Here is a 346-nt window from a genome sequence, read left to right as displayed (position 1 = left end):
TGTATCTTCTGTCGTCAGGCCGATGATACCAATCTGTTCGCCGTCTACTTCTTTAATCAGAGCAGGGTAGATGGTTGCTGCGTTACCTGACCGACCAATCTCGTTGGTGAACATTTTGCTTAGGATGTCATCCGCAGAGAAATTTACATTGGATGAGACAAAAGGGAACTTAGCGTTGCCGATGAATTTGGAAAGCGTCTCAGAATCTTTATCAAATTCATGGTTGCCGAAAGTCATAGCATCATATTTGACCAGATTCATAAAGGCCAAATCGGCTTGACCCAGATATTTATTGAAGTAAAGTGTTCCGGAGAACACATCACCCGCATCGAGAAGAATAGGGTTT

1 protein-coding gene is annotated in these 346 nt (G+C 43.1%); it reads right to left on the bottom strand.

Annotated elements, in window-relative coordinates:
- On the bottom strand, positions 1-346 hold a 346-nt coding region (locus tag CA598_RS31810), incomplete at both ends, for a metallophosphoesterase (RefSeq protein ID WP_179283838.1).

Origin of the sequence: Paenibacillus sp. VTT E-133291 (assembly GCF_002264395.1) — a bacterium.
In the GTDB taxonomy this organism is placed as follows: domain Bacteria; phylum Bacillota; class Bacilli; order Paenibacillales; family Paenibacillaceae; genus Paenibacillus_AQ; species Paenibacillus_AQ nitricinens.
This window is presented reverse-complemented; position numbering and strand designations above follow the sequence as displayed.